Origin of the sequence: Micromonospora sp. NPDC049101, from assembly GCF_040648675.1 — a bacterium.
Lineage (GTDB): Bacteria > Actinomycetota > Actinomycetes > Mycobacteriales > Micromonosporaceae > Micromonospora.
Window position 1 is genome coordinate 160498 of the sequence record NZ_JBEZED010000016.1, and the last position, 22944, is coordinate 183441.

18 protein-coding genes are annotated in these 22944 nt (G+C 72.4%); 5 read left to right on the forward strand and 13 right to left on the reverse strand.

Translation table 11 applies throughout. The annotated features are described in order from the left end of the window. Positions 1-64: 64 nt before the first annotated feature. The 10 genes from AB0B57_RS22910 to pcaF all read right to left on the reverse strand — a co-directional run bounded on the left by AB0B57_RS22910 (position 65) and on the right by pcaF (position 11918). Positions 65-616 (reverse strand): pyridoxamine 5'-phosphate oxidase family protein, encoded by a 552-nt coding sequence (locus tag AB0B57_RS22910; protein ID WP_357073186.1) that lies wholly within the window; start codon positions 614-616, stop codon positions 65-67. A gap of 42 nt (positions 617-658) precedes the next feature. Then, complete coding sequence (locus tag AB0B57_RS22915) at positions 659-1351, reverse strand: gamma-glutamyl-gamma-aminobutyrate hydrolase family protein (protein WP_357073189.1); 693 nt, start codon at positions 1349-1351, stop codon at positions 659-661. Continuing rightward, positions 1348-2115 (reverse strand): 3-oxoacyl-ACP reductase, encoded by a 768-nt coding sequence (locus tag AB0B57_RS22920; RefSeq protein WP_357073192.1) that lies wholly within the window; start codon positions 2113-2115, stop codon positions 1348-1350. Before AB0B57_RS22920 ends, AB0B57_RS22915 begins: the two co-directional genes overlap by 4 nt. Before the next feature lie 5 nt (positions 2116-2120). After that, entirely contained in the window at positions 2121-3476 is a 1356-nt protein-coding gene (locus AB0B57_RS22925; RefSeq protein WP_357073195.1) for an aldehyde dehydrogenase family protein, read from the reverse strand. 150 nt (positions 3477-3626) lie between these two features. Then, entirely contained in the window at positions 3627-4991 is a 1365-nt protein-coding gene (locus tag AB0B57_RS22930) for a glutamine synthetase family protein (RefSeq protein ID WP_357073198.1), read from the reverse strand. A 116-nt stretch (positions 4992-5107) separates the two neighbouring features. Continuing rightward, on the reverse strand, positions 5108-6694 hold the full coding sequence (locus AB0B57_RS22935; RefSeq protein ID WP_357073201.1) for an amino acid permease: 1587 nt from the start codon (positions 6692-6694) through the stop codon (positions 5108-5110). A 305-nt stretch (positions 6695-6999) separates the two neighbouring features. Beyond that, positions 7000-7500, reverse strand: a complete 501-nt coding sequence (locus AB0B57_RS22940; RefSeq protein ID WP_357073204.1) for a DUF456 domain-containing protein — start codon at positions 7498-7500, stop codon at positions 7000-7002. Between the two features lie 130 nt (positions 7501-7630). Further along, positions 7631-9793: an EAL domain-containing protein gene (locus AB0B57_RS22945; RefSeq protein ID WP_357073207.1), complete on the reverse strand. Its 2163-nt coding sequence runs from the start codon at positions 9791-9793 to the stop codon at positions 7631-7633. 5 nt (positions 9794-9798) lie between these two features. Continuing rightward, the gene (locus tag AB0B57_RS22950; RefSeq protein ID WP_357073210.1) at positions 9799-10611 is read right to left on the reverse strand and encodes an SAM-dependent methyltransferase; all 813 of its coding nucleotides are present in this window, start codon (positions 10609-10611) and stop codon (positions 9799-9801) included. Between the two features lie 101 nt (positions 10612-10712). Continuing rightward, positions 10713-11918: a 3-oxoadipyl-CoA thiolase gene (gene pcaF, locus AB0B57_RS22955; protein ID WP_357073213.1), complete on the reverse strand. Its 1206-nt coding sequence runs from the start codon at positions 11916-11918 to the stop codon at positions 10713-10715. A 106-nt stretch (positions 11919-12024) separates the two neighbouring features. Here pcaF and AB0B57_RS22960 point away from each other — a divergent pair, with 106 nt between their 5' ends. The 4 genes from AB0B57_RS22960 (at position 12025) to AB0B57_RS22975 (ending at position 16284) form a co-directional block, all read left to right on the forward strand. Further along, positions 12025-12990 (forward strand): glutathione S-transferase C-terminal domain-containing protein, encoded by a 966-nt coding sequence (locus tag AB0B57_RS22960; RefSeq protein WP_357073216.1) that lies wholly within the window; start codon positions 12025-12027, stop codon positions 12988-12990. Further along, positions 12983-13657, forward strand: a complete 675-nt coding sequence (locus AB0B57_RS22965; protein WP_357073219.1) for a DUF998 domain-containing protein — start codon at positions 12983-12985, stop codon at positions 13655-13657. The genes AB0B57_RS22960 and AB0B57_RS22965 overlap by 8 nt, the downstream gene beginning before the upstream one ends. A 200-nt stretch (positions 13658-13857) precedes the next feature. After that, a complete protein-coding gene (locus AB0B57_RS22970; protein WP_357073291.1) occupies positions 13858-15150 on the forward strand; it encodes a dicarboxylate/amino acid:cation symporter in 1293 nt (430 codons plus the stop codon). A gap of 69 nt (positions 15151-15219) precedes the next feature. Beyond that, the gene (locus tag AB0B57_RS22975) at positions 15220-16284 is read left to right on the forward strand and encodes an NADH:flavin oxidoreductase/NADH oxidase (protein ID WP_357073222.1); all 1065 of its coding nucleotides are present in this window, start codon (positions 15220-15222) and stop codon (positions 16282-16284) included. 102 nt (positions 16285-16386) lie between these two features. Here AB0B57_RS22975 and AB0B57_RS22980 read toward each other — a convergent pair whose 3' ends face one another. Both AB0B57_RS22980 and AB0B57_RS22985 read right to left on the reverse strand, forming a co-directional pair. Further along, entirely contained in the window at positions 16387-19980 is a 3594-nt protein-coding gene (locus AB0B57_RS22980; RefSeq protein ID WP_357073225.1) for an ABC transporter ATP-binding protein, read from the reverse strand. Between the two features lie 134 nt (positions 19981-20114). Next, entirely contained in the window at positions 20115-20954 is an 840-nt protein-coding gene (locus AB0B57_RS22985; protein WP_357073229.1) for a GNAT family N-acetyltransferase, read from the reverse strand. 157 nt (positions 20955-21111) lie between these two features. On the opposite strand from AB0B57_RS22985, the gene AB0B57_RS22990 reads away from it, so the two are divergent. Beyond that, complete coding sequence (locus tag AB0B57_RS22990) at positions 21112-21693, forward strand: PadR family transcriptional regulator (protein WP_357073232.1); 582 nt, start codon at positions 21112-21114, stop codon at positions 21691-21693. A 78-nt stretch (positions 21694-21771) separates the two neighbouring features. Here the strand turns inward: AB0B57_RS22990 and ispG are convergent, their stop codons facing one another. Continuing rightward, positions 21772-22944, reverse strand: a complete 1173-nt coding sequence (ispG, locus tag AB0B57_RS22995) for a flavodoxin-dependent (E)-4-hydroxy-3-methylbut-2-enyl-diphosphate synthase (protein WP_357073235.1) — start codon at positions 22942-22944, stop codon at positions 21772-21774.

Sequence of the window (22944 nt, forward strand, 5' to 3'; positions counted from 1 at the left end):
GTCCGGCACCGGAGGGTGTGAGCGCGCCGCGCGACGAGCGGCGGTCGCCGGGGCGCCCGACCAGTCAGAAGACCGGCAGCCCGTCGATGCTCGCCGCGTTCTTGGTGGCCCGGTAAACCGCCAGGTCATCCGCGCTACGACGGGAGTGTGAGGTGAGTAACAGGTCGCGCTCGGCGCGGAAGTCCATGAGAGGCACCGCGTAGCCGCAGGAGTCGCTGACCCGGTCCACCTCGACGGTGATCACGGCCCGGACGGCGTGCACGTCCGGCGGTGCGGGAAACTCGGCCAGCCGGTCGGCGAAGGCGTCCTCGGTGACCGCGACGCTGTGGCCCCGGCCCTGCAGTCGGACGATCTTCGGCGGCCCGTCGAAGGCGCAGAACATCAGCGTGATCCGGCCGTTGTCGCGCAGGTGGGCGATGGTCTCCGCCCCGCTGCCGTGATAGTCGAGGTAGGCCACCCGGTGCGGGCCGAGGATGACGAACGTGCCCCGCATGCCCTTCGGTGAGACGTTGACATGCCCCTCGACGTCGGACGCCGCGGTGGCCACGAAGAAGACCGGCTGGCCCGCGATGAAGTCACGTAGTCGACCGTCGATCTCCGGATAGACCTTGCCCATGCGCCGATCCTCCCACCGGCCCCACCAACCGACCGGGGCGAGCTACGTCACACCGCACGCCCGGACCAGCGCGGTGATCGGGCGGGGGTCCGGCTCGTTCTCCGGATGCCACTGCACGCCGAGCACGAACGGCAGCGCCGGATCCTCGACCGCCTCGACCACGCCGTCCTGGGCCCACCCGGTGACCGCGAGTCGACCCGGGTCGGCGACCGCCTGGTGGTGGTACGAGTTGACCCGGTCCACCCCGGCCAGCACCCGCGCGGCCAGACTCCCCGGGGCGAACCGCACCGCGTGGGTCCCGTAGACGCCGGGCGCCGGACGGTGCCCCTCGTGGCCCACCACGTCGGGCAGGTGCTGGTGCAGGGTGCCGCCGTAGGCGACGGCGAGCAACTGCATGCCCCGACACACCCCCAGCACCGGCAGTCCGGCGGCGAGCGCGGCGGCCAACAGCACCAGCTCACCGGCATCCCGGTCCGGCCGATCCTCGGTACGCGGGTCCGGCCGCTGGCCGTACCGCCCCGGACCCACGTCGGCGCCACCGGCCAGCAGCAGCCCGTCCAGGGCGGCCACCACCTCGCCGTCCACGTCATCGGGCGGCAGGACCACCGCACGGCCACCCGCCGCCGTCACCGCCCGCGCGTACGCCTCGGGCACCAGCACGGCCCGCACACCCCGCCAGGCCGCCCAGTCGACGGGTTCGACATACGAGCTGATCCCGATCAGCGGCCTCCTCACAGCGGTGTGACGTACGCGCCCGTGATGCCGCCGTCGACCACGAACTGCGCGGCGGTCATGAACGAGGCGTCGTCGCTGGCCAGGAACGCCACCGCGGCGGCGATCTCCTCGGGTTGCCCGAACCGGCCCATCGGCACGTGCACGAGCCGGCGGGCGGCCCGCTCCGGGTCGGCGGCGAACAGCTCCAGCAGCAACGGGGTGGCCACCGGGCCGGGACACAGCGCGTTGACCCGGATGCCCTCGCGGGCGAACTGCACACCCAACTCCCGGGTCATCGCCAGCACCCCGCCCTTGCTCGCGGTGTACGCGATCTGCGACGTCGCCGCGCCCATCAGCGCCACGAACGACGCCGTGTTGATGATCGAGCCCTTGCCCTGACGACGCATGTGTGGAATCGCGTACTTGCAGCAGAGGTAGACGCTCGTGGTGTTGACCCGGAGCACCCGCTCCCACGCGTCCAGGCCGGTGTCCAGGATGGAGTCGTCGTCGGGCGGGGAGATGCCGGCGTTGTTGAACGCGATGTCCACCCGCCCGTGCCGGTCGGCCACCCCGTCGAACAGGTCGCGTACCGCCGACTCGTCGGCCACGTCGGTGGCCACGAACTCGCCGCCACACTCCTGCGCGGCCCTCGTGCCGGCCTCCGCGTCGATGTCCACGCAGACCACCCGGGCCCCCTCGGCGGCGAACCGCCGCACGGTGGCCAACCCGATGCCGCTGCCCGCTCCGGTGACCACGGCCACCCGGTCCTGCAACCGACCCTGCACTGGCGTCACTCCTCTGTCGCGATGAACACGTTCTTGACGTCGGTGAAGGAATGCAGCGCGTCCGGGCCCAGCTCGCGGCCGAGCCCGGAACGCTTCATCCCGCCGAACGGGGTCCAGTAGCGCACCGAGGAGTGCGAGTTGACGCTGAGGTTGCCCGAGTCGACGGCACGGGCCAGGCGCAGCGCCCGACCCACGTCCCGGGTCCAGATCGAGCCGGAGAGGCCGTACTCGGTGTCGTTGGCGAGCCGGACGGCGTCGGCCTCGTCGTCGAACGGCAGCACCGAGACCACCGGGCCGAAGATCTCCTCCCGCCAGTGCCGGTCGGCCGGCGAGTCGGCCAGCAGCACGGTGGGCGCGTGCCAGAAGCCGGGCCCGTCGGGGCAGGAGCCGGTGAACGCGACACGTGCACCGGGCAGGAACCCGGCGACCCGGTCGCGCTGGGCGGCGGAGATCAGCGGCCCCATCTCGGCGCTCTCCCGGGACGGGTCCTCCACCCGGAAGGCGCGTACCGCCGGTTCGAGCAGTTCCAGGAACCTGTCGTACACCGTGCGCTGGACCAGGATCCGCGACCGGGCGCAGCAGTCCTGGCCGGCGTTGTCGAAGACCGCGCCCGGCGCGGTCGCGGCGGCGCGTTCCAGGTCGGCGTCGGCGAACACGATGTTCGCGCTCTTGCCGCCCAACTCCAGGGTGAGTCGCTTCACCTGGGCGGCGCAGCCGGCCATGATCCGGGTGCCGACCTCGGTGGAGCCGGTGAAGCAGATCTTGCGGACCGCCGGGTGGGTGACGAACCGCTCCCCCACCACCGCGCCCTGGCCCGGGAGCACGGTGAACACGTCGTCGGGCAGGCCCGCCTCGCGGGCCAGCTCGGCCAGCCGCAGCGCGGTGAGCGGGGTCAACTCGGCGGGCTTGAGCACCACCGTGTTGCCGGCGGCGAGGGCCGGGACGAAACCCCAGGCGGCGATCGGCATCGGGAAGTTCCACGGCACGATCACGCCGACCACGCCGAGTGGCTCGTGGAAGGTGACGTCCAACCCGCCCGGCACCGGGATCTGTCGCCCGGTCAGCCGCTCGGGCGCACCGGCGTAGTAGTCCAGGACGTCGCGGACGTTGCCGGCCTCCCACCGGGCGTTGCCGATGGTGTGACCGGAGTTGCGCACCTCCAGCAGGGCCAGCTCCTCCAGGTGCGCGTCCACGACGGCGGCGAACCGCCGCAGCAACCGAGCCCGATCCCCCGCCGCAACGGAACGCCACGTCGCAAAGGCCGAGGCGGCCCGAGAGATGACCGCGTCGACCTCCTCCCGGGAGGCAGCGGCAACCTCAAGAAAACCGGCCCCAGAAGCCGGCTCCACCAAAACCGTCACGCGCTCCCCACCCCCGCCCCTTCCTCATCCCGGTCGATCATGGACTTGTGGTGCCTGACAAAAGCCGCCGGACGGGACTTTCCACCCAGCACAACTCCATGATCGACGGGGCAACGGGCGGGGGCGGGGGCAACGGGCGGGGGTGGGGGGTTAGAGGCGTTCGAAGCCACGGGTTAGCTCCCAGTCCGTTACCGCCGCGTCGAAGGCCTTCAGCTCTACTTTTGCCTGGTTGGCGTAGTGGGCTACCACCTCGGGGCCGAACGCCTCCCGGGCTGCCGTGGAGCCCTCCCAGAGGGCCAGGGCGTCGCGCAGGGTGCTGGGGACGCGCTCGGCCTGCGGGTCGTCGTACGCGTTGCCGGTGCACTCCTCGCCCAACTCCAGCTTTCCGTCGATGCCGTGCAGCGCGCCGGCGACCAGCCCGGCGATCGCCAGGTACGGGTTGACGTCGGCGCCGGGCACCCGGTTTTCCACCCGCATGCCCTGCCCGTGCCCCACCACCCGCAGCGCGCAGGTGCGGTTGTCCACGCCCCAGCGCAGCGCGGTCGGGGCGAACGACCCGGGCTGGTAGCGCTTGTAGGAGTTGATGTTCGGGGCGAACAGCAGGCTGAACTCCCGCATGGTGGCCAGCAGCCCGGCCAGCACCCGCTGCCCGGTCGGCGACAGGTGCGCCGGCCCGTCACCGAGCATCGCCGAGCGACCGTTGCCGTCGCGCAGCGAGAAGTGGATGTGGCAGGAGTTGCCCTCCCGCTCGTTCGGCTTGGCCATGAAGGTGATCGCCATCCCCTCCTGGGCGGCGATCTCCTTGGCCCCGTTCTTGTAGATCACGTGGTGGTCGGCGCAGGCGACCGCCTCGTCGTAGCGGAAGGCGATCTCGTGCTGGCCGAGGTTGCACTCACCCTTGGCGCTCTCCGGCGTGAGCCCCGCGCCGGCCATCTCGGTGCGGATCCGGCGCAGCAGCGGCTCCACCCGGGCGGTGCCGAGCAGCGAGTAGTCCACGTTGTACTGGTTGGCCGGCGTGAGATCACGGTAGCCGCGCCGCCAGGCGTCCTCGTACGAGTCGCGGAACAGCACGAACTCCAGCTCGGTGCCCGCGTACGCGGTCAGCCCGTGCTCGGCCAACCGGGCCAGTTGCCGGCGCAGGATCTGCCGGGGCGAGGCGACCACGTCACCGGAACCGTCCAGCCAGGTCAGGTCGGCCAGCAGCAGCGCGGAGCCCGGCTGCCAGGGCATCCTGCGCAACGTGCCGAAGTCGGGCACCATCGCGAAGTCGCCGTAGCCGCGGTCCCAGCTCGACATCGCATACCCGTCGACGGTGTTCATGTCGACGTCGACGGCGAGCAGATAGTTGCAGCCCTCGCTGCCGTGCTCGACCACCTGGTCGAGGAAGAACGGCGCGTGGAACCGCTTGCCCTGCAACCGACCCTGCATGTCGACCAGGGCCAGCACCACGGTGTCGATCTCGCCGGCCTGGACGGCGACCCGCAACTCTTCCAGCGTGAACGGAGCTTTCGTCATGCGCGGGCCTCCATCACCAAGGTCTACTGGCAAACCGGATCACCGTCAATGCCCCCGATGGCGACTGTGGCAAACCCGGCGGGACGGGCGCGCCGCCCGCCCCGCCGGGCGCCGACTCAGGCCGGGCCGTCGACCGGTGCCGCCTCGTCCGCCGGTGCACGCTCCTCGACGGTACGCACGGGGCCGGTGAACCACCGACGGGCCGAGGCGTACCACCACACGGCGACCACCAGCAGCACCCCGCCCACGGCCAGCGGCGCGTAGTTCACCGCCGACCAGGTGAAGTCGTCGTTGCCGGGCACCCCGGCGGGCACGATCGGCAGCACGAAGTAGACGGCGATGATCGCGATCTCGATCACCGCGATCCAGCCGAGCGGCCGGTACTTCCGCCCGAGCGTCCACGGGCCGGGCACGAACCGGTCGCCCATCCGCAGTCGCAGCGCGATCGGGATGAGAAACGACAGGTAGAGCCCGAGAACCGCGACGGAGACCACCGCGTAGAAGGCGATCGGGATGCCGGCCGAGCTCTCGTAGAGCGCCGGCAGGGTCAGCACCAGGCCGGCCAGGGTCGCGCCGATGATCGCCTTGACCGGGGTGCCGTTGCGGTCGACTGTCGACCAGAGCCGCCACCCCGGCACCGCCCGGTCCCGGCTGAACGCGTACGCCATCCGGCTCATCGAGGTCACGCAACTCATCCCGCAGAAGAACTGGCCGATGGTGGAGATGATGATGACGATCTTGAAGAAGACCGGCGTCAACGCCGACTCGAAGATGGCTCCGGAGAAGCCGCCCGCGGCGTTGACCGCCTCGACGTCGGTGGCCGCGAAGAGGAACGCCAGCAGCAGGATCCAGCCACCGACGGCCGAATAGAAGATCGACTGCCAGAGCCCTCGGGCGGCGGCCTGCGAGGCGCCCCGGGTCTCCTCGGAGACGTGCGCGCAGGCGTCGAAGCCGGTGATCGTGTACTGGGTCAGCAGGAAACCCAGCGGCAGCACGTAGAACCAGAACGTCAGCCCACCGATGTCGCCGTCACCGAAGCCGGAGTTGTTGAACCGCTCGGTGAACACGAACTGGAAGCTCTGGTGGTTGTCCGGGACGAGGACCAGGATGGCCACCACGACGGCCGCGCCGGCCACGTGCCACCAGACCGAGACGTTCTGGAGTACGTCGATGATCCGGTGCCCGAAGATGTTGATCAGGCCGTGCAGCACCAGGATGACCACGAAGAGCAGGAAGGCCTGGCGTAGCGTGCCGGCCCAGCCGTCGAAGAGCGCCGACAGGGTGAGGTTGAGAAACGTCGCGCAGCCGTAGTCGACCGAGGCAGTGACCGCCACCAGGCCGATCAGGTTCAACCAGCCGGTGAACCAGCCGTGCACCGGGCGCCCCATGGTGGCCGCCCACCAGTAGATCCCGCCCGCGGTCGGGTACGCCGACACCAACTCGGCCATGCAGAAGCCGATGATCAGGATAAACAGCGAGATCAGCGGCCATCCCCAGGAGATGGCGACCGGCCCGCCGTTGTTCCACGCCTGGCCGAAGGTGGTGAAGCAGCCGGCCAGGATCGAGATGATCGAGAACGAGATGGCGAAGTTGGAGAAGCCACTCCACTTGCGGCGCAACTCCTGTTTGTAGCCGAGTTCGGCGAGCCGTCGGGCGTCGTCGTCCATCGGTTGCTCGGCGGTCGGCATCGGGGTCGTTGCCACTGCACACCTCCCTGAGGTGGTTCCGCGTGCGAGTGCGCAAAGTGTCGACCCGGCCGATCAAGACGGTCAATACGTCGCGGGTGGGAATCTCACCGCCGGTGGGCTAATTGCGTTGCCGTCCGGCCGCTCCGACCCGCATCCTTGACCCCGTGACCAGGCCCGATCCACGGGCCACTCGCCGGGCACTCGGACCGCCCGGCCCACGGCGCGGGGCACGCCTCTCTCTCACGTACGGCCATCCCGCCGTACCCAAAAAGTGCCCCGCGCCCCGCCCCCACCCAAGCCCGCGGGACGGGGACGGGGGGCTAGGTGAGGACGAGGCCGGTTACCCAGAGGGCTGCTACTACGAGGCCGGCCAGGAACTCCACGAGCATCGACAGGCCAGCCGCCTTCAGGGCCTGCACGGTGGACGGCCAGGCCAACTGGTTGCTGCCCAGCCGCAGCCGCTCCGCCGCCCACACCCCGGCCACGAAGCCGAGCACCAGCCCGACGACCGGCACCACGAAGAACCCGACGATGCCGAGCACCCCGCCGGCGAGCAGCGTGGACGTCGGCACACCGGTGCGCTTCAGGTTGCGACCCGGCCACGCGTACTTGATCACGGTACCGCCCGCCGCGACGACCGTGGCGGCGGCGAACACCGCCCACCCGCCCATCCCGGCACCGCCGAAGATCGCCCAGACCAGTACGCCGCCCCAGCACAGCGGCAACGCCGGCAGGCCGGGCACCACCACGCCGGCCAACCCGGCCAGGATGGCCAGCCCGGCCACCACTGTCACCGCCGTCTGCGAATCCGTCAGGTCCACGCCGCCACCCTCCCTCGCCGCCATCCGACCGGACCGAGCCGACCGGACCGCAGGTGCCCCTCGCGCACGCCGTCCGGCGGGCGGTCCACGGTGGTGCGGCCCCGCCGACCGCCGGCCACCCCAGCCCCGCTCACGTCGCACCGCCCCGCAGCCGGGCGGTGATCTCGTCGGCCGGGGCCGGGGCGCCGAAGTACCGGCCCTGCCCGGTGTCGCAGCGCAGCGCCCGCAGCCGCTCCGCCTGCACCCCGGTCTCCACCGCCTCAGCGGTGACCCACAGCTCCAGGGCGTGCGCCAACCGGACCAACGCGTCGACGATCCGTTCGTCGCGGTGGTCGGCGGCGAGGTCGGTCCCGTCGGCGCGGATGCCCTCGACGAACGGGCCGGCGAGCTTCAGGCAGTGGATCGGCAACCGTCGCAGGTACGCCAGGTTGGAGTAACCGGTGCCGAAGTCGTCGACGGCCAGCCGGACGCCGAGGGCGGCGAGCCGGTACAGGCTGCGCAGCGGCTCACCGGCGCTGCCCATCACGGCGCTCTCGGTCAGCTCCAGCTGGAGCAGCTCGGCGGGCAGCCCACTGGTGTGCAGCACGTCGGCCACCGTGTCCACGATCGCCGGGTCGTCGGCCTGCCGGGCGGCCAGGTTGACGCTGACCACCAGCCGGGCGGCGGGAAACTCCCGCCGCCACCGCTCGGCGTCCTGACAGGCCTGCCGCAGCACCCACTCGCCGAGCCGGACGATCAGGCCGGTCTCCTCGGCCAGGCCGATGAACCGGTCCGGCCCGATCAGGCCCAACTCCGGGTGCTCCCACCTGACCAGCGCCTCCACCGCCAGCATCGTGCCCTCCAGCAGCGACACGATCGGCTGGTAGTGCAGCACGAACTCGCCCCGGTCCAGGGCGGCCGGCAGCCCGGCGACGAGTGCCGACCGGGCGATGTCCCGGGCGCTGCGCTCCGGGTCGTACACCGCCCAGCGGCCCCGGCCCGCCCCCTTGGCCCAGTAGAGCGTGGTGTCCGCCGCCTTCATCAGCTCCGACGCGGTGGTCTCCGCCGCCGGGCACTGCACGATGCCCACACTGGCCGAGACGGCCAACTGGTGGTCTCCGACGTGCACCGGGGCCGCGACGGCGGCCAGCGCGGACTCCGCGACGGCCACCGCGTCGTCGATGTCGTCTCCCCCGTCGACGAGGATCACGAACTCGTCGCCACCCATCCGGGCGACCAGGTGGCCGCGGTCGGCCACGCACGCGGCCAGCCGGCGGCCGATCATCACCAGCAGTTGGTCGCCGAGGTCGTGGCCGAGGCTGTCGTTTATCGCCTTGAAGCCGTCCAGGTCGAGGAAGCACACCCCGACCCGCCGCCCGGTGCCGGCGGCGTCGAGGACCCGGTTCAACGTCTCGAAGAACAGCGTCCGGTTGGGCAGCCCGGTCAGCGGGTCGTGCAGCGCCTGGAAGCGCAGCCGCTGCTGGAGTTCGTACCGCTCGGTGATGTCCTCGATCATCGCGACGGTGAACCGCGGTCGGCCGTCGCCGTGCCGGATCAGCGAGACGGCCAGATCCGTCCAGACCACGCTGCCGTCCTTGCGGTGGTAGCGCTTCTCCACCCGGGCGGTGTCGTGTTTGCCCTCGATCAGCTCCTGGTAGAGCTCCCACATCCCGGCGGCGTCGTCGGCGTGGAACAGCGCCGCCACGTTGATCTCGCGCAACTCCTCGATCGAGTAGCCGAGCATGTCGGCGAACGCCTGGTTGACGTCGATGATCTGGCCGTCCACGCCGGCGATGCCGATCCCGATCGCGGCGCCGGTGAAGACCGCGCGGAATCGGGCCTCGCTGTCGCGCAGCGCCTGCTCGACCTGGTCACGCGCCTGCCAGGCCGACTGGGCGATCCGCTCCTGCTGGCTGAAGGTGCGGTCGCGCAACGCGCGGGCGAAGCCGGCGGCCAGCCGGCCCTGCAGCGCCGCGATCCGCTCCGCCAGGTCCGCCGGCCGCTCGGCGGCGCCGAGTACGCGCCGCGAGAAGTCCGAACCGAGTGCCCGCAGCGTCCACTCCAGGGCTCGCGGCTCGCTGAGGTGCGCCTCGACAAGCGCCCGCCCGACCTCCTCGGCAGGGCCGGAGCGGAACGGCTCGGCCCACACCGCCTCCGCCAGCCGGATCGTGTGCGTCAGCAGCAGCCGCTCGGTCTCGGCCGCGCTGAACGGCACGAACCCGAGGCGACGGACCGCGCGGGCCCAGTCTGCGGCGAACCCCTGGACGTCGGCCCGGCCGGCGTCGACCCCGACCGGGTCCGGGACGGCGGCCATGTCGATCAGCCGGCGGGCTGGTCGTACCGGGCGACGCCGCCGAAGGCGCCGAACCGCTCCGGGTGCTCGTCCACGTCGGACGGTGAGTCGGGACGCCAGAGTGGCATGTGCACCACGCCCGGGTCGAGGACCGTCCAGTCGCCGAAGAAGCCGGTGACCTGGGCACGGGAGCGCAGGGTGATCTCGGTGGCCGTCCTGGCGGAGAGCCGCTGGGCGTCCAGCATCTCCTGCGGCTGGTCCTCGAAGGTGGAGTGCGAGACGACCAGGTAGCTGCCCGGCGCGGCGGCGGCCCGCAGGGTGGCCAGGATCTCCTCCGGACGGTCGGCGTCCGGGACGAAGTGCACCACCCCGGCCAGCAGGATGCCCATCGGCCGGCTGAAGTCGATGAGCCCGAGCTGCCGGGTCTCGGTGAGGATCCGCTCCGGCTCGCGCAGGTCGGCGTGGATGACGCCGGTCAGCTCGTTGCCCGCGAGCAGTTCGCGGCTGTGCGCGACGGCCACCGGGTCGATGTCGACATACACCACGCGAGCCTTCGGGTTCACCCCCTGAGCCACCTCGTGCACATTGCCCACAGTGGGAATTCCGGAGCCGATGTCGAGAAACTGGTCGATGCCGGCGTCCAGCAACACCCGGACGGCCCGACGCAGGAACTCCCGGCCGGAGCGCATGGTGGCGGCGAGATTCGGGGTCATGCTCGCGATCTGCTCGGCCAGCCGCCTGTCGATCTCGAAGTTGTGCGCCCCACCCAGGAAATAGTCGTACACCCGGGCCGCGCTCGGCCTGGTCAGATCGATCTCGGTCGGCAGTTCGTCCGGCATCAGCGTGCTCCCCAGTTCATCGCCGCGGCGCGGGAGGGCACCGGCGTCGACGGGCGTGCGCGAGCACCGGCCGACCCGCGGGTCGTGTGGTGTGCACCACTCTAGGCGGCTGACTCCAGCATCAGCGAGATGCCTTGACCGACGCCGATACACATGGTGGCCAACGCCCGCCGTCCGCCGCGTCGGCGCAGCTCCAGGGCGGCGGTCAGCGCCAGCCGTGCGCCGCTGGCACCGAGCGGGTGCCCCAGCGCGATGGCCCCACCGTTCGGGTTGACGTGGTCGGCGTCCACGGGCAACCCCAGCTCGCGCAACACCGCCACGGACTGCGCCGCGAACGCCTCGTTCAGCTCCACCACGTCCACCGCACCCATCTCGACGCCGACACGGTCGAGCAACTTGCGGGTCGCCGGCACCGGACCGATCCCCATGATCCGGGGCGGTACGCCGGCCACCGCCGCACCGCCGATCCGGGCCAGCGGGGTGAGGCCGTACCGGGCAACCGCCGCCTCGCTGGCGACGAGCAGCGCGACCGCGCCGTCGTTGACGCCCGAGGAGTTGCCCGCGGTGACCGTGCCGCCGTCGCGGAACGGGGTGGGCAGCGCGGCCAGCTTCTCCAGCGTGGTCTCCCGGGGGTGCTCGTCGACCTCGACCAGCCGGGTCTCGCGCCGACCGGCCGGCACCGACACCGCCACGATCTCCTCGGCGAACCGGCCGTCGACCTGCGCCTTGGCCGCACGCTGCTGCGAGCGGTACGCGAAGGCGTCCTGCTCGGCCCGGCTGACGCCGTACTCGGCGGCCACGTTCTCCGCCGTCTCCGGCATCGAGTCGACCCCCCACCCGTCGCGCATCAACGGGTTGACCAGCCGCCAGCCCAGTGTGGTGTCGTACACCTCGGCCGAGCGGGAGAACGCCGACGTCGCCTTCGGCATGACGAACGGCGCCCGGCTCATGCTCTCCACCCCGCCGGCGATCATCAACTCCGCGTCCCCGGCCACGATGGCGCGGGCGGCGGTGGCCAGGGCGTCCAGGCCGGAGCCGCAGAGCCGGTTGACGGTGCTGCCCGGCACCTCCTCGGGCAGGCCGGCGAGCAGCGCCGCCATCCGGGCCACGTTGCGGTTGTCCTCGCCGGCCTGGTTGGCGCAGCCGAGCACGACGTCGTCCACCCGCGCCCAGTCCACCGACGGGTGGCGGGCGACCAACTCGCGGATCACGTGCGCGGCCAGGTCGTCGGGGCGGACGCCGGCCAGCGCGCCAGCGTACCGACCGATCGGGGTGCGGACACCGGCCACCAGGTATGCCACGGTCATCGCGAGTCCTTAGGGGTGCAGACGGCGGGGGTGGGGGCACGCCCACCGGATCGCGGGGGCTGCCGGCCGCCAGGATATCCGCGCCGGCAGCGGATAGGTTGACGGCATGGCCCGGGCCCAGTTCAGCGCAGAGACCAGCGGCGGCGGCGCGTTCGTCCGCCAGCCCAACCGGTTCACCGGTCGGGTCACCGCCGACTCGACCTCCCCGCCCGGTGGCGGGCCGGACGAGCAGGACCGCTGGCCGTTGGAGGCCGGCCGGTACCGGCTGATCTGGTGCCGGGCGTGCCCGTGGGCGCACCGGGCGAATATCGTGCGCGGCCTGCTCGGGCTGGACGACGCGATCTCGCTGGGCACCGTCGACCCGATCCGCGACGAGCGGGGCTGGGCGTTCGCTCTCGACCCGGACGGCTTCGACCCGGTCCTCGGCGTTGGTTTCCTCTCCGAGGCGTACCTGGCCACCGACCCGGACTACACCGGCCGGGTGACCGTGCCGGCGCTCGTCGACACCCGGACCGGTCGGGTGGTCACCAACGACTACCCGCAGCTCACCCTCGACTTCTCCACCGAGTGGCGGTCGTTGCACGCACCCGACGCGCCGGACCTGTACCCGGTCGCGCTGCGCCCGGAGATGGACGCGCTGATGGCCGAGATCCACGCCGACGTCAACAACGGCGTCTACCGGTGCGGGTTCGCCACCTCCCAGGAGGCGTACGACGAGGCGTTCCGCGCGCTCTTCGCCCGGTTGGACGCGCTCTCCGCGCGGCTGGCCGGGCAGCGTTACCTGCTGGGTGACGCGATCACCGAGGCCGACGTGCGGCTGTTCACCACGCTGGTCCGCTTCGACGCCGCGTACCACGGCCACTTCAAGTGCAACCGCAACAAGCTGACCGAGATGCCGGTGCTGTGGGCGTACGCCCGGGACCTGTTCCAGACCCCGGGCTTCGGCGAGACGGTGGACTTCGACCACATCAAGCGGCACTACTACGGCACGCACCGGGAGATCAACCCCAGCGGCATCGTGCCACTCGGGCCGGACGAGTCGGGCTGGCGCACGCCACACGGGCGTGGCTGAGCCGGGTCGGTCCGGCCCCACCACCGCGCCGAGGGCCGGCTCGGACGTCGCCCGCCGGGTCGCCGGCTCCGCCGCGGCGGGCTGCGCGCTGGCCGGTGCGGTCGCGGTGACGTTCGCCGTGGTCGCCGGTCCCGGTCCGGGGCTCACCGGGTACGTCAGCGAGGCGGGCATCGCCGGCAGTGGACACGCCGCGACGTACCGGATCGGGGTCCTGGCCCTTGCCGGCGCGTTGCTGCTGCTCGGCGCGGCGCTGCCCCCGGGGGTGTGGGCGGCGGCCCCGGCGCTGCTCGCCAGCGGTGCCGTGTTCGCCGCCGTGTCCGGGGCGGTGACCTGCTCCGCCGGCTGCCCGCTGCCGCCGTTCGAGCGCGCCACCACGGCGGATCTGGTGCACGGCGGCGCGAGCATCGCGGCAACCGCGTCGGTGGTCTTCGCCATGCTCACGCTCGCCGTGTCCGTGCCGGCCGGGCCGGTGGTGCGTCGGCTGGCCGGCGTGACCGCCACGCTGACCCTGCCGCTGTGCGCGACTGTCGGGCTGGCCATGCTCGTCGTCGGGCGGGGCGCGCTGGCGGGTGTGCTGGAACGGCTGGTCCTCGCGCTGGTGGTCGCCTGGGGCGTCGCCACCGCCACCGCCCTGGCCCTGGACCGCCGGCCGGCAACCCCCTTGTAAGGATCCTCACGCCTACCGCTCCTTGCGATATCCCGCCGGCGGGGTATCGTCGATTGGCGATGAGCAATGTCTGGGGCCTCACTGTCCGCCTGTATGTCGATCTCCGACTACAGGCCAGTGGCATCTGTCCGGGTTAGCCGCGTTCCCACGCCCGCCCTGATCAGACCGGACAATTGGATAGATTCCTCATGCCCTTCAGCCTGCGCAAGATTCCCTTCTCCGTGCAGATTCTGCTCGGCCTCGTGCTCGGCGTCGTGCTCGGTTTCGTTGCCCGCAGCAACGACCTGAGCTGGCTGACCAGCACCCTGCACACCGTCGGCAGCCTCTTCGTCCAACTGCTCAAGCTCGCCGTACCGCCGCTGGTCTTCACCGCCATCGTGGTCAGCGTGGTCAGCCTGCGCGGCGTGGCCAACGCCGCCCGGCTCGCCCTCAAGACCCTGATGTGGTTCGGCATCACCGCGCTGATCGCGGTGAGCATCGGCATCGGCCTCGGCCTGCTCACCAACCCGGGCAAGGGCGTGACCCTCGACCTGGGTGGCGCCACGGCGCCGAAGAAGACCGGCTCCTGGACCGACTTCCTCACCGGCATCGTGCCCACCAACCCGGTCGGCGCGTTCGTCGAGGGCAACGTCCTGCAGATCGTCTTCCTCGCCGTCGTCATCGGCGCCGCGGCCCTGCTGGTCGGCGAGGCCGCCGAACCGTTCGTGGCGCTGAACCGCTCCCTGCTGGAGATCGTCCAGAAGGCGCTCTGGTGGGTCATTCGGCTCGCCCCGATCGGCACCCTCGGCCTGATCGGCAACGCCGTCGCCTCGTACGGCTGGGACCTGCTGGCCCCCCTCGCGAAGTTCACCACCGCCGTCTACGTCGGCTGCGCCATCGTGCTGTTCGTGGTCTACCCGCTGGTGCTGATCCTCGCCGGCCGCCTCAACCCGCTGCGTTTCTTCGCCGGCGCCTGGCCGGCGATCGAGCTGGCCTTCGTGTCCCGCTCCTCGGTCGGCACCATGCCGGTGACCCAGCGTTCCGTCGAGCGCCTCGGCGTGCCCCGCGAGTACGCCTCGTTCGCGGTGCCGTTCGGCGCGACCACGAAGATGGACGGCTGCGCCGCCATCTACCCGGCACTCGCCGCGATCTTCGTGGCGCAGGTCTTCGGCGTGCACCTCGGCGTCGGCGACTACCTGCTGATCGCGTTCGTCTCGGTGGTCGGTTCGGCGGCCACCGCCGGCCTGACCGGCGCGATCGTGATGCTCACCCTGACCCTCAGCACGCTGGGTCTGCCGCTGGCGGGTGCCGGCCTGCTGCTGGCCATCGACCCGATCCTGGACATGATCCGCACCGCCACCAACGTGGCCGGGCAGGCCCTGGTGCCGACCGTGGTCGCCGCCCGCGAGGGCACCCTGGACCGGGCCGCGTACGAGTCCGCCGGTCGACGCGACCTGACCGACCCGGAGCCGGTCGCGGAGACCCGCCCCGAGCTGACCCCCGTTCCCGCCTGACCACAGCACACCGACGGCGACCGGCCCCTCCCCGGAGGGGCCGGTCGCCGTCTTCGAGAGGATGACCCCATGAGCTCCCTGTTCACTCCCCTGGCCCTGCGCGCCGTCACCCTGCCCAACCGGATCGCCATGGCGCCCATGTGTCAGTACTCCGCCGGCCCGGATGGCCTGCCCACCGACTGGCACCTGGTCCACCTCGGCAGTCGCGCCGTCGGCGGCGCCGGCCTGGTGCTGACCGAGGCGACCGCCGTACTCCCCGAGGGGCGGATCAGCCCGCAGGACACCGGGCTGTGGTCCGGCGCGCACGTGGACGCCTGGCGGCCGGTGACCGCGTTCGTCGCCGCACACGGCGCGGTGCCGGCCGTGCAGCTCGCACACGCCGGGTTCAAGGCCTCCACCTACCGCCCGTGGGCGCCGGAACGCGGCGGCGTGCCGGACGCCGAGGGCGGCTGGACGCCCGTCGCCCCCGGTGCGGAGCCGTTCACCGCCGGCTACCGGACGCCGACCGCCCTGGACGAGGCCGGCATCGCCGGCGTGGTCGACGCGTTCGCCGCCGGCGCCGAACGCGCGCTGGCCGCCGGCTTCGCCGCCGTGGAGATCCACGCCGCGCACGGCTACCTGCTCAACGAGTTTCTCTCCCCGCTGACCAACCACCGCACCGACGGCTACGGCGGCGACCGGTCCGCCCGGATGCGACTCACCCTGGAGGTGGCCCGCGCGGTGCGCGCCGCGGTCGGCGAGGACGTGCCGGTGCTCACCCGGATCTCCGCCACCGACTGGGTCGAGGGCGGCTGGACGATCGAGGACAGCGTGGTACTCGCCGGCGAGCTGGCCGGAGTCGGCGTGGACCTGGTCGACGCCTCCTCCGGCGGGGTGAGCCCGGACCAGCGCATCACGCTCGGCCCCGGCTACCAGGTGCCGCTGGCCGCCCAGATCCGCCGCGAGGCCGGCGTGCCGACCGGCGCGGTGGGCCTGATCGTGGAGCCCGAGCACGCCGAGCAGATCGTGGCCGGCGGCGAGGCCGACCTGGTGCTGCTCGGCCGGGAGCTGCTGCGCGACCCGTACTGGCCGCGCCGGGCCGCCGCCAAGCTCGGCGTTGTCCACAGCGGGCCAGCGCAGTACGCCCGCGCCTGATCCCGCCGCCTCGGACGGCTGCCGTTCCCGGCAGCCGTCCGAGGCATCAGCCCGCGCTGCCGCCGTCCGAGAGGTCAGCCCGCGCTGCCGCCGTCCGAGGGGTCAGCCCGCCAGGTGCGACCAGTCGCCCTCCAGGTCCTGCCAGGTGCCCTGGGCGGCCACCGTGCCGCCGAGCAACACCACCACGTGGTCGGCGCGGACCAGCGCGGCACGCTTCGCGGTCGAGCCGACCACCGTCACCCCGTGTTCGCGCAACGCCTGCCACAACGCCAGCTCCGTGGTGACGTCGAGCGCCGACGACACGTCGTCTGCGACCAACAGTTCGGTACGCGGTGCCAGCGCCCGAGCCAGCGCCAGCCGCTGCAACTGCCCGCCGGAGAGCCGGGTGCCCTTGTGCCCGATGAGCAGACCCAGCCCACCGCCGGCGGCGGCCAGGTCGTGGTCGAGCTGGGCGGTGCTGACCGCGCCGGCCGCGTCCACCTGGTGGCCCAGCGCGATGTTGTCGGCCACCGTGCCGGAGAGCACCCGGGGCAACTGGCCGACGTAGCCGACCTGGTTGGGCCGCAGGAACAGCTCCGGCTCGGTGACCGGGTCGCCGTTCCAGGTCAGCTCGCCGGTGTGGTGCACGATCCCGGCCAACGCCCGCAGCAACGAGGACTTGCCCGAACCCACCGGCCCGACGACAAGCACCAACTGCCCCCGCTGCACGGTCAGGTCCACCTCGCGGACGGCCACCGTACCGTCGGAGTGCACCACTCCGAAGCCACGCAGCTCCAGCCGGCGCAGCGGATGCCGCGGCGCGGGCGTCGGCGCGGGCGCCGTCCCGGCGGCCAGGTCGACAGCCGGAACCCCCGCGGAGTACGCGCTCACCCCGGTCATCGCCGTCGTGCGCCGGGTCCACACCCGCGCCGAGGGCAACTGCGAGATCAACGACGCCGTCGTCCAGGCGAACCAGCGCGCCGCCCCCAGCGTGGAGACGGCCACCAGCACCGCACCGGCGGAGAGTGAGCCGCCCAGGTAGAGCGCCCACGCGCCGATCGGCAACAGCCCACTGGCCATCGACGGCGTGGAACGCGCCCACACCTGCACCGAGATCTCCCGCCGCTGCCGGTCGCTGCGCAGCACGTCCAGGCCCGCCAGGTGGCGCAGCACCGCAGTGGTCGCGCCGGCGAGCTTCACCGTCCGCGCCGCGGAGAGCGCCGAGACCAGCGCCGTGGCGAAGGCCGCCCGCGCCGTCACCGTCGCCTGGGCCGCACGTTCGAGTTTCGGCCCGAACAGCGTCGCGGCCAGCCCGGAGACGACCATCGTGCCGAGGAAGAACAGCCCCGGTACGACGCTGCCGGTGACCGCCGTCATGGCGACCACCAGGACCAGCGCGACGCTCTGGTCCAGCACGTTGTCGGCGAGTTGGACCACCCGCTCGGTGTCGCCGCCCTGCGCCACCACCTCGGCCGGGGTGTGCGAGCTGACCCGGCGCGGCCCGGTCTGGCCGTGCACCAGGCGCAGGCCGATCCGCAGCATCTGCCGCACCCACCACTGCGGGAACCAGACGTGGGTGTAGTACGGCAACGGCAGGGTGACCAGCAGCCCGGCCACGATCCCGGCCGCGGGCAGGTACGGGTTGCCGGTGCCGTCGACCAGGTCGGCCCAGAGCCAGGGCAGCACCGGGCCGTCCAGCCCCAGCAGGCTGAGCCCGAGGAACAGCCCGATCGCGGCCATCCCGTACCGGGGATCGTTGGTGCACAGTCGGACGATCTCCCGCAGCGTCCGGGCCGGCGGGACGGGCGGCAGCGGTGGCGGTTCGGTCCGCGTCGGCCCGACCGGTGTGGTCGCCGGACCGCCCGGCCACGCGCCGGCCAGGTCGGAGTCGGCGGCATTCGACGGGCCGCCCGGCCAGGCGCCGGCCAGGTCGGAGTCGCCGGCTGTCGGCGGGCCGCCCGGCCAGGCGGCGGCCAGGTCGGGGCCGACCAGCAGGTCGGTGCCGGTGCCGGTGCGGCCGTTCGGTGCCACCGCGGCGTACGCGGCGGCGTGACTGGTCGCCAGCAGTTCGGCGAAGCGTGTCGACGTCTCCAGCGGGCCGGCCTCGACCACCGCGCCGTCGGCCAGCACCACCACCTCGTCACAGCGACGCACCGAGGAGAGGCGGTGGGCGATGACGATGCCGATCCGGTCGCGCAGCAGTCGTTCGGTGGCCCGCTGCACCCGAGCCTCGGTGACGGGATCCAGACGCGCGGTGGCCTCGTCGAGGATCACCACGTGCGGGTCACGGACCAGGATCCGGGCGAACGCCACAAGCTGCTCCTGCCCGGCGGAGAGCACGTGCCCACCCTCCCCCAGCCGGGTCGCCAGCCCGTCCGGCAGCTCGGCGATCCAGCCGGCCAGACCCAGCTCGTCAAGTGCTCGGGCCGCGGCGTCGAGCAACTCCGGGTCGTAGAGCGCGACGTTCTCCGCGAGGGTGCCGGCCAGGATCTCCGTACGCTGCGGCACCAGCGCCACCCAGCGGCGCAACTGCTCGACGTCGAGGTCGCACAGGTCGGTGCCGCCGAGGAAGACCGTGCCCGGCGGCACGTCGACCGCCCTGGTCAGCACCTTCGCCAGCGTCGACTTGCCCGAACCGGTCCGCCCGATCAGCGCGTACGAGCGGCCGCGCGCGAAGGTGAGGCTGAGCCCACGCAGCGCGGCGGCCCGGTCGTTCTCCGAACCGCTCACCTGGTACTCGAAGGTCAGGTCCCGGATGCGCAGGTCACCCTCGGTCGGGCTGGCGCCGCCGACGGGCTCCTGCCGAGCCTTGTGCAGCAACCGCACCCGGGCCCACGCGCCGAGAGCCTCCTGGATCTCCGGCACCATCCGGCTGACGTGCTCGGCGGTGGCGCCGAAGGCCAGGGCGAGCAGCCAGATGGCGGTGAGCCGGGCGGCGTCGATCCGGGCGGTGGCCAACGCCCACGCCCCGCCGAGCACCACCACGCCGATGCCACCCCGGATCGTCGCGGTGGCGGCCGCGGCCACCCGGGCGGACAACACCCAGACCAGACCGCCCCGGGACAGCACGGCGGCGGCCCGCCGGGCGTACAACCGCAACACGTACGGTCGGGCCAGGCTGGTCCGTACGTCGTCCTGCCCGTGCACCGCCTCCTCCATCACCGCGGCCAGGTCGGACCACGCCTCCTCCTCGGCCATCCGGGCCGGGGCGATCCGCGCCGTCGGCCCGCGCAGACCGGCCGCGAGCACCACCGTGAGCAGCAGCATCGCGACCCCGGCCGGCCACCACACGAACAACGCGACGACCATCGACAGCAGGCCGACGCAGAGCCCCTGGGCGAGCCGGGTGCCCTGGTTACGGATCGCCGACGCCACCTGGTAGACGTCCCCGTCGATCCGGTCCAGCAACTCGCCCACCGGGGTGGTCTCCAGGGTGGGCAGGTCCTGCCCGAGAGCGACCCGGCAGAGCCGGCGGCGCACGTGGGCGGACCAGTCGGCGGTCACCCCGGCCATCAGCAGGCTCACCGCGAGGTCGCTGAGAACCACGGCGACCAGCGCCGCGGCCAGCACGGCGAAGAAGCCGGCCGAGCGGTGCACCAACACGGCGCCGGCCAGCGCCGACGCGCCCGCCTGACCGGCGGCGCCGAGCACGATCAGGACCGCCACGGTCGTCATTCGACGGGTCGAGGTGCCCCACATATCACGGAGCAGGCGCATGGAAAGTCCTCCGGAGGTGGGGTGGCGGAGACTTCAGCCTGCCGGCGCCAACGCCCAGATTCAACCGAATTTCCGCCCCTGAGCAGGGCGTCAGCCACCCCCGAACCCCACCGGCGACCCGCGAGACGCAGCGGTCAGAAGAGGACGGTGGCCAGGGTGCCGATCGGCTGGAAGCCGCAGCGCTCGTAGACCCGGCGGGCCGGCAGGTTGAAGTCGTTGACGTACAGGCTGACCGTGGGGGCGACCCGCAGCAGCGCGTCGCGGACCACGGCGGCCATGGCGGCCGTCGCGATCCCCCGGCCCCGCCACTCCGGTGCCACCCAGACGCCCTGGACCTGTGCCGTCCGCTTGGTGACGACGGCCAACTCGGCCTTGAACACGACCTTGCCGTCGACGAAGCGGGCGTACGCCCGACCGGCCCGGACCAGGTCGTTGACCCGCCGGCGGTAGCTGCGCCCGGCGTCCTCGGCGAGCGGGGAGACGCCGACCTCTTCGGTGTACATGGCCACCGCGGCCGGGAAGAGCAGGTCGACCTCGCCGGAGCGGACCTGGCGGACCTCCGGGTCGGCCGGTACGGGTGGCAGGGCGTCGGCGGCCAGCAGTGGCTGGTTGGGGCGAACGTCTCGTGCCGGCCCCCAGGTGTCGGAGAGCCGGTCCCACAGCCCGAGCACGGCATCGGCTCGGCCGACGATGGAGGAGCAGAGCCGCTCCTCGCCCGCGAGCAGGTCGGCGAAGGCGGCCACCGCGGCGTCGCTCGCCAGCACCGGCGTGAGGTTGCCGCCGAGCCAGCACAGTGATTCCAGGTTGCGCCGCGCACCGTACCCCAGGATCCGGCCCTCGGCCCTCCACCAGGACAGGCCGCGCGCGGCGATCCGCTCAGCGACCTGCGCGCCCGCGAACGGGTCATGGTCGAGTAGTCGCTCGACCGCGCGGCGCTCCGATTCCCCCAGTTGGCGTACCGGCACCGTCAGCACGACTACCAGCCTGCCAGATCGACCCCCGGCCCCGCCGGCCGAGTGACAAGGCCGGCGAGCAGGACCGCCGCACCCGGGGCAACCGAAGACTTGTCGGCGACGCATTGCCGATATATCGTTGATGCATCAGCGACAGTACGAGATGAAGGAGAACCCGATGAGGTTCCATCGAGAGCACCACCCGCTGCACGAGGCCCGGATGCGGGGGTTCGGCTTCCCGCCGGTCCCGCCCGGTCCGCACGGGCACGGACACGGCGGCCCCTGGGGCGGTCGGGGCCGTGGCCGGGGCCGAGGACGACGCCCCAACGTCCGAGCCGCCGTGTTGGCGCTGCTCACCGAGCGTCCGATGCACGGCTACGAGATGATCCAGGAGATCGACTCCCGCACCGGTGGTGCGTGGCGGCCGAGCCCGGGGTCGATCTACCCCACCCTTCAGCTGCTGGAGGACGAGGGTGTGATCGTCGCCAGCACCGAGGAGTCCGGCGGCGGGCGGAAGCGGTTCACGGTCACCGAGGCCGGTCAGGCCGAGGCCACCGAGGCCGCGCAGGCCCCGGCGTGGGCGGACGTCGCCCAGGGCACCGTGACCAGTTGGCACGACATCCGCGACTCCGGCGCGCAGGCGATGAACGCCCTGCGCCAGGTGATGATGAACGGCACCGACGACCAGCGTGAGCGGGCCGCCCAGGTGCTCGACGAGACGCGGCGCAAGCTGTACGCGATCCTCGCCGAATCCGAGTGACGCCACAGCGCGAAAAGACCAGGAACGCACAGCGGCCGTTCCCCACCCGGGGAACGGCCGCTGTTTGTAGCGGGAAGATCAGTGCACGGTGACCGTCGGGCCGCTGATCAGCCCGCGCAGCTCCTCGGGCAGCTCGGCGCCCATCTCGTCGGCGATCCGCAGCGCCTCCTCGATGAGCGTCTCCACGATCTGCGCCTCGGGCACCGTCTTGACGACCTTGCCCTTGACGAAGATCTGGCCCTTGCCGTTGCCGGAGGCCACGCCGAGGTCTGCCTCCCGGGCCTCGCCGGGACCGTTGACGACGCAGCCCATCACGGCGACCCGCAGCGGCACCGGCAGCCCTTCCAGGCCGGCGGTGACCTCCTCGGCGAGCTTGTAGACGTCCACCTGGGCGCGTCCGCAGGACGGGCAGGAGACGATTTCCAGGCCGCGCTCGCGCAGGCCCAGCGACTCCAGGATCTGGTTGCCGACCTTGATCTCCTCGACCGGCGGGGCGGACAGCGACACCCGGATGGTGTCGCCGATCCCCTCGGCGAGCAGGGCGCCGAAGGCGACCGCCGACTTGATGGTGCCCTGGAAGGCCGGACCGGCCTCGGTGACGCCGAGGTGCAGCGGGTAGTCGCACTGCTCGGCGAGCTGCCGGTAGGCGCGGATCATCACGACCGGGTCGTTGTGCTTGACCGAGATCTTGATGTCGCGGAAGCCGTGCTCCTCGAACAGCGAGCACTCCCACAGCGCCGACTCGACGAGCGCCTCGGCGGTGGCCTTGCCGTACTTGCTGAGCAGGCGCTTGTCCAGTGAGCCGGCGTTGACGCCGATCCGGATCGGCACCCCCGCCGCCCCCGCGGCACGGGCGATCTCCTTGACCTTGTCGTCGAACTGGCGGATGTTGCCCGGGTTGACCCGGACGGCCGCGCAGCCGGCGTCGATCGCGGCGAAGACGTACTTGGGCTGGAAGTGGATGTCCGCGATCACCGGGATCTGCGACTTCTTGGCGATCGCGGGCAGCGCCTCGACGTCGTCCTGGGACGGCACCGCCACCCGGACGATCTGGCAGCCGGACGCGGTCAGCTCGGCGATCTGCTGGAGCGTGGCGTTGATGTCGGAGGTGAGGGTCGTGGTCATCGACTGCACGGACACCGGAGCGCCACCACCGACCGGCACCGAACCGACCATGATCTGGCGGCTGGCCCGACGGGGAGCGAGCGGCGGGGGCGGCACGGCGGGCATACCGAGACTGATAGCTGTCAC